We start from the raw sequence: 5,640 nt of genomic DNA on the forward strand, positions 1-5,640 counted from the left end.
GGAAAGGAAGGCTCTCGCTGCGCAAAAATTAGCCGAGCATAAGCTCGGCTCTATTAACCTCTTCATTCGAGGTGATTTAATTATATTACCATGAAAGTAAAGTGTTTATTTTTGATCTAGCAACAATTCAAACTCATCAATTTTCGCTTTTACGCGATCTATGCTTTGTTGCCAAAAATTCGCTTGCGACAAATCCATGCCAAGATGCTTATCAACCACTTCTTCAGCCATCATAGAGCCGGTGTCTCTCAATAAGTTGACATAGTCGTTATAGAAATTCTCACCCTTACTATCACGTTGCGCGTAAACACCAATACTAAACAGGTAACCAAACAAATATGGGTAGTTATAAAAGCTGACCTCAGAAATTGAGAAATGTAGCTTACTCGCCCAGAAGTAAGGATCCGGTTCAGACATTGAGTCACCGTACCACTCGCGCCAAGTTTCGCTCATCAAATCACACAGCTGTGGAGCAGTAAACTCCCCTTCACTGCGCTGCTCATAAAAGCGTTTCTCAAACTCAAAACGTACAGGAATATTGACCATCAACGCATAGCAGCTAGATAGCTCTTCCCAGAGCATTTCAAGCTTCTCTTCACGGCTCTCGACTTGGTCTAGAAGGTAATCACGTACCACATTCTCTGCAAAGATAGAGGCGGTTTCTGCTAGCGTCATTGGGTAGCGTGTCTGACACAACGGCATATCACGCATTACCCAGTTGTGGAACGCGTGACCCAACTCATGAGCTAAGGTTAGCAAGTCTGAGCGGCTGCCGCCCCAAGTCATAAACACTAATGGCGTGCGAGTTGCGGCGAACTTGGTACAGTATGCACCTAAGCGACGGTTCTCTGTTGGCTGCGCATCAATCCAACCGTTCTCAACCATTAGATCAACGAACTCTGCCATCTCTGCGTTAACGTGAGCAAAAGCGTTACGGATAATTTCAATCGCGTCGCTAAAGCTATAAACAGTAGGTTCAGCATGGGTTAAGCTTGGCATACCTGCGAGGTGGTTCCACGGGCGCATCTGGTCTAGACCGTGAACGCGCGCCATTAAATGTCCTGCTTTTTGGCCAATGTCTCGATTGTCTTTTGCTACCGACATCATCGCCTCAAGCGTAGCGGCTTGAATTCGACTACCGTGCAAACTTGGGTATAAAAAGTGGACTTCCTGTTGCCCTGAGCGCTTTTGATACTCGGTTAAGCGCCAACCCGATAAGGCATTGAGAATGGCCGCAAAAGACTCTTGGTTATCTTCCATCGCGGCTTGAATACCGCGCCAAGCAGGTTCTTGCTTCTCAAAGTCAGTACCATACAAGATGCTTGCTGCCTGAGAGAATCCAATCTTATCTGCGTCGCTATCGGCTAAAGTGACTTGCAGCGAGCCAGTAATATTGTCATATAACCTACCCCAAGCATCGCGCCCGTCAACTTTCATTGCGGTTAGAAGTTGCTCTTCAGCCACACCTAACTTGGTTTCCGCTAGCTTGCGCATACAGGCAAGTTGGAATCCTTGACCAGCTATATCAGGGCTTTCATGATTAAGTACTTCTTCAATAAAGTTATCAGCAGATCGAGTCAGCTTATCCTCATAAGGCGCAAACGCTTGGACTAACTCAGAGCTTAGCTTTGCCACACGCCCCACTAACCCCTTAGCTTCGGCATTAGTTGCATCGATAGAAGCATGACACTGGGCAAAGGTATTAATCGTCGATAGTAACGTTCCAGCAGCTTCACTGGTTTGAATGGCATTTTGAACCACAGAGACCGACTCTCGGTTGTCTACATGCAACCCAAGCGCTTGAATGCACTGTTTAATTAGGTCGATATCTTGTTCGATTTTTGGGTCGTTAAGGTCTTGATACGCAATAGATAAATTCCAGCTAGGTGCAGTCATGATTTTTCCTTAGCTATCCGATTAACGGTTTTCCAATGAAGCAGACTCGAAAATAGTTTTGATCGGCTTTGGTTATTTGAATATGAGTAATAGATTGGTGGGCAATATTTAACGTTGAATACAATGCGGCATTACGCCAATCTAACTTAAGAATATGTGCAAGAATCATTCTAATCGTACCGCCATGACAGACGATTAATGTGTTTTCATCGACAGTTTTGCAAAATTGTTCCCAAGCGCTTGAGATTCGAGCAAAAAAGTCATCAAGTGGCTCTGCATTTGGTAACGGATTTTGCGCGGGGCTTTGCCAAAACGCGTCAAACAAATCCCACGACGATTTGGCCTGCTCAAACGCCACCCCATCTAAATCGCCAAAACAAGTTTCCTTCCAGTCATCGCTAACCAAGAGATTAAGACTTGGTTGCCGGGCATGAAGTAACTTAGCCAAGTCCTGGCACCGTTTGAGGGGTGATGTCTGCAATGACGCAAACTGCAACGATTCACTCTCTAACGCTTGGCAAATGGCAGATTGTCTTTCAGACGCCACCGGGATATCGGTATGCCCATACAGTGCGGGTTCTCCAATCGTCTTGCCATGACGTAGCAGGTATATATCTATCGTCTTCAGAATATTAGCCCTCAGTTACGTCTTTTAACGACATAGGTAAACCCGCGGCAACGAATGTCACTTTCTCCGCAACCCGCGCTATAGCCTGATTCATCCACCCTGCATGATCAACGAACAAACGAGAGACTTCTCCGAGAGGAATAACACCTAGCCCGACTTCATTCGAAACCAATAAGATCGTTGCTGATGACCGCTCTAGTGCTAACACCAAGCGCTCTACCGTGTGCTTAATCTCTTGTTCTGTTATGTCGTTGCCGTCGTTATAAATAACATTGTTTAACCATAAAGTGAGGCAATCAATCAAGACAACATCACTAGCCGTAAACTGGGCAACAAGCTCAGGTAACTGAGTAGGACATTCGTGCTCCACCCAGGTATTACCACGCGATATCTGATGATGCTCTATGCGTTTTTTCATCTCATCGTCAAAAGCAATCGCTGTAGCCACATAGTGCTTCACTCTATTATCGGAAAGATCGATAACTTGCGATTCAGCAAAGCTAGACTTACCTGAACGTGCCCCACCGAGGACCAAATGTACTGTCATTAACGGTTCACCTGTATCGCCAACAAAGTAAAGTAAATCAACAACTCCGAAATCTGCTGCGCCGCACCTAGGCAGTCTCCCGTAAAACCGCCAATACGAGCATGAAGCCATCGTTTAAACAGTGTTCTAAACACAACCATTACGAGAATTAGCACCGCCGCAGTCTCAAGTCCAAGTAACAAACAAGCTAAAACGCCTGTAACCAATAAAATCAACAACTCAGTTTTTGACTGCTGATGAGCTAATGGCTTGCTCTTGCTGCTATTAGCATCCGTAACGTATGGCATATCGTAGATCAATGTAGCGGCAACCGACCTACTCAACGTGTAGGCCACAACAATAAACACGAACACCTGCTCAAGCTTGACCAGCTCAGACAGCAAGATAAATTTTCCTAGCAACACCATAATTAGGGCAACGGCGCCATAAGTGCCAATCCGGCTATCTTTCATTATGGTTAGTCGGCGCTCAACCGTCATGCCACCGCCAATACCATCTGCCATATCAGTCATTCCATCTTCATGAAATGAACCTGTGAGAAGCAAGCTAAACACCATCATAATAAACACTGAGATGGTGGCAGGAAAAACTAGCTGTGCAGCCCACAGTACTGTGGCGCACAAGCAGCCAAGCAGTAGACCAACCAAGGCGAAATATCGCCCCGATTGGTTCATGCGTTCTTCACTAAAAGGAATGCTCATCGGCACTGGGATTCGGGAAAAGAAGCTCAGTGACAACATGAATAGTTGGTATTGATACTTAAACATCAACTTCCACGCCTGCATCTGCAAAACTTGCCATGTTGTTGTAGAACTCCACAGCAGCCCAAACAAGAGACATCGCTAGCGCAGCTCCACTTCCTTCACCCAAACGCATCGACAAATCAAGCAAAGGCTCTGCATCGAGTTCAGACAGGAGGAATTGATGACCCGCTTCTTGAGAACGGTGAGCAAAGATCATTACGTCACGGCAACTTGGGTCAATGAGCGAAGCCACATACGCAGCAGAAGAGACAATAAATCCATCAACAATCACTGGCGTTTTCGTTTCACCTGCAGCAAGGAAGCCACCAACCATTTGTACGATTTCGTATCCGCCAACTTGTGCCAGCACCCCTAGAATATCTAGCCCTTTACAACGCGCGACACTCTTCTCAACCAGTTCAACTTTTCTGTCCAACTGTTCGTCTGTGATTCCTGTGCCTCGGCCGACACAATCTTTCGCGTCACGGCCACTAATTGCACTAAGAATCGCCGCAGCGCTACTGGTGTTACCAATCCCCATCTCACCAAACATGACAAAGTTCGAACCCGCATCAACATAACTTTTGACTAACTTCTTACCAAGCTCAATACCCTGTTGAGCAGTTTCAACGCTTATTGCCGCTTGCTGAGCAAAGTTGTTGGTACGCTCACCGAGTCTCTGCACGATGAAATCTGGAGAGTCGGTTTCAACCGGCAGTAAAATCCCAGTATCAACAACTTTTAAATCAACTCGATTGGCACGGCAGAAACAGTTGATCGCCGCCCCACCAGCAAGAAAATTAAGCACCATTTGCTGAGTAACAGCACTTGGTCCAATACTAACGCCTTCATCTGCAATGCCATGATCGCCTGCAAATATAATTGATATTGGATTGTTAATCTCAATATTCGCTACTGCGTCACTCTTATCTTGACTTTGAATAAGCGCAATTTGGTGGGCAATCGTCTCTAACTGGCCTAGTGAGCCTAAAGGTTTAGTTTTTTGGTTGATGCGATGCCAAATAGCATCAGAATGAGTTGTGTTTAGCATAAATCGTTTTTACTTAGGTCTAGCAACTGAAAATACGCTATTTAACGAGGCATATTGACTGCCACCTAAACGCGAAAGCGGGTTTACCTTGAGTGCATCGACCATCAAACGGTCAGTGCGATCGTCGATAACGTCTGGATTAATGTACATTTTCTCTATTTCAGCAAATACGAGGCTTTGAGGCGTGTCGCCAATCTCTTTCACTTCAAAGAGTTTACATGCAAATGCAATCGGACAATCTTTAACTCTCGGTAGGTCGAATCCATCGAAGTCGACCAGCTCAATATCGTTTGCTTCTACTTCAGACTCTCCGTGGTCTAACGTGGCCGCAGTTTGAGTTACGTCGTTAGCAGAGTCATGGTGAGCAATATGAATCACCATTTTGCCGGTCTCTAACACATTGCGCGTTGTATCTTTGACGTTACCAGACGGCTTCTTCCCGACAGAAAACATCAATAAGGGCGGTGTGCTAGAGATGGCCGTAAAATAAGAAAAAGGTGCTAGGTTGTAGCTCTGCTGAGCAGAATCGGTCAACACCCAAGCGATGGGCCTTGGGATCACGGTTTGCGTCATCAAATGGTATATTTGGCTCGGTGCAAGCGTGCTGAGTTCAATCTCCATATCTTATCCTTCCTTTGCAATTTGCATAAGATTGAGTGTACCGTTAAATCAACGAGTTAACACCCTTTATCACTCGCGATGTTCGCTTTTTATTTTCTGCAGAATGACTTTCAAATTGACACTCAGATGAAATAAAAACCGAATAACGACTATC

General features: G+C 45.5%; 6 protein-coding genes. All 6 read right to left on the reverse strand.

Annotated elements, in window-relative coordinates; genetic code table 11:
• Nucleotides 1–105: 105 nt before the first annotated feature.
• From QTO00_RS13650 to QTO00_RS13675, 6 genes are read right to left on the reverse strand one after another with little or no spacing between them, the layout of a single operon-like run.
• Nucleotides 106–1,896, reverse strand: a complete 1,791-nt coding sequence (locus QTO00_RS13650; protein ID WP_331425296.1) for a M3 family oligoendopeptidase — start codon at nucleotides 1,894–1,896, stop codon at nucleotides 106–108.
• A gap of 13 nt (nucleotides 1,897–1,909) precedes the next feature.
• The gene (locus tag QTO00_RS13655; protein WP_331425301.1) at nucleotides 1,910–2,539 is read right to left on the reverse strand and encodes a histidine phosphatase family protein; all 630 of its coding nucleotides are present in this window, start codon (nucleotides 2,537–2,539) and stop codon (nucleotides 1,910–1,912) included.
• Nucleotides 2,529–3,071 carry a bifunctional adenosylcobinamide kinase/adenosylcobinamide-phosphate guanylyltransferase gene (gene cobU, locus QTO00_RS13660; RefSeq protein WP_331425297.1) on the reverse strand — a complete coding sequence of 181 codons (543 nt, stop codon included), beginning with the start codon at nucleotides 3,069–3,071 and terminating at the stop codon, nucleotides 2,529–2,531. The genes QTO00_RS13655 and cobU overlap by 11 nt, the downstream gene beginning before the upstream one ends.
• Nucleotides 3,071–3,838, reverse strand: a complete 768-nt coding sequence (locus tag QTO00_RS13665; RefSeq protein ID WP_331425298.1) for an adenosylcobinamide-GDP ribazoletransferase — start codon at nucleotides 3,836–3,838, stop codon at nucleotides 3,071–3,073. Before QTO00_RS13665 ends, cobU begins: the two co-directional genes overlap by 1 nt.
• Nucleotides 3,831–4,865: a nicotinate-nucleotide--dimethylbenzimidazole phosphoribosyltransferase gene (gene cobT, locus QTO00_RS13670; protein WP_331425299.1), complete on the reverse strand. Its 1,035-nt coding sequence runs from the start codon at nucleotides 4,863–4,865 to the stop codon at nucleotides 3,831–3,833. Before cobT ends, QTO00_RS13665 begins: the two co-directional genes overlap by 8 nt.
• A 9-nt stretch (nucleotides 4,866–4,874) precedes the next feature.
• Nucleotides 4,875–5,486 carry a flavin reductase family protein gene (locus tag QTO00_RS13675; RefSeq protein WP_331425300.1) on the reverse strand — a complete coding sequence of 204 codons (612 nt, stop codon included), beginning with the start codon at nucleotides 5,484–5,486 and terminating at the stop codon, nucleotides 4,875–4,877.
• Nucleotides 5,487–5,640 lie beyond the last annotated feature (154 nt).

The sequence above is a fragment of the Vibrio sp. M260118 genome (assembly GCF_036533755.1).
In the GTDB taxonomy this organism is placed as follows: Bacteria; Pseudomonadota; Gammaproteobacteria; order Enterobacterales; family Vibrionaceae; genus Vibrio.

Excerpts from the sequence above, each read along its gene's own strand:
- QTO00_RS13650 (WP_331425296.1), bottom strand. The coding sequence starts at position 1,896 with ATGACTGCACCTAGCTGGAATTTATCTATTGCGTATCAAGACCTTAAC.
- cobU (WP_331425297.1), bottom strand. The coding sequence starts at position 3,071 with ATGACAGTACATTTGGTCCTCGGTGGGGCACGTTCAGGTAAGTCTAGC.
- QTO00_RS13665 (WP_331425298.1), bottom strand. The coding sequence starts at position 3,838 with ATGTTTAAGTATCAATACCAACTATTCATGTTGTCACTGAGCTTCTTT.
- cobT (WP_331425299.1), bottom strand. The coding sequence starts at position 4,865 with ATGCTAAACACAACTCATTCTGATGCTATTTGGCATCGCATCAACCAA.
- QTO00_RS13675 (WP_331425300.1), bottom strand. The coding sequence starts at position 5,486 with ATGGAGATTGAACTCAGCACGCTTGCACCGAGCCAAATATACCATTTG.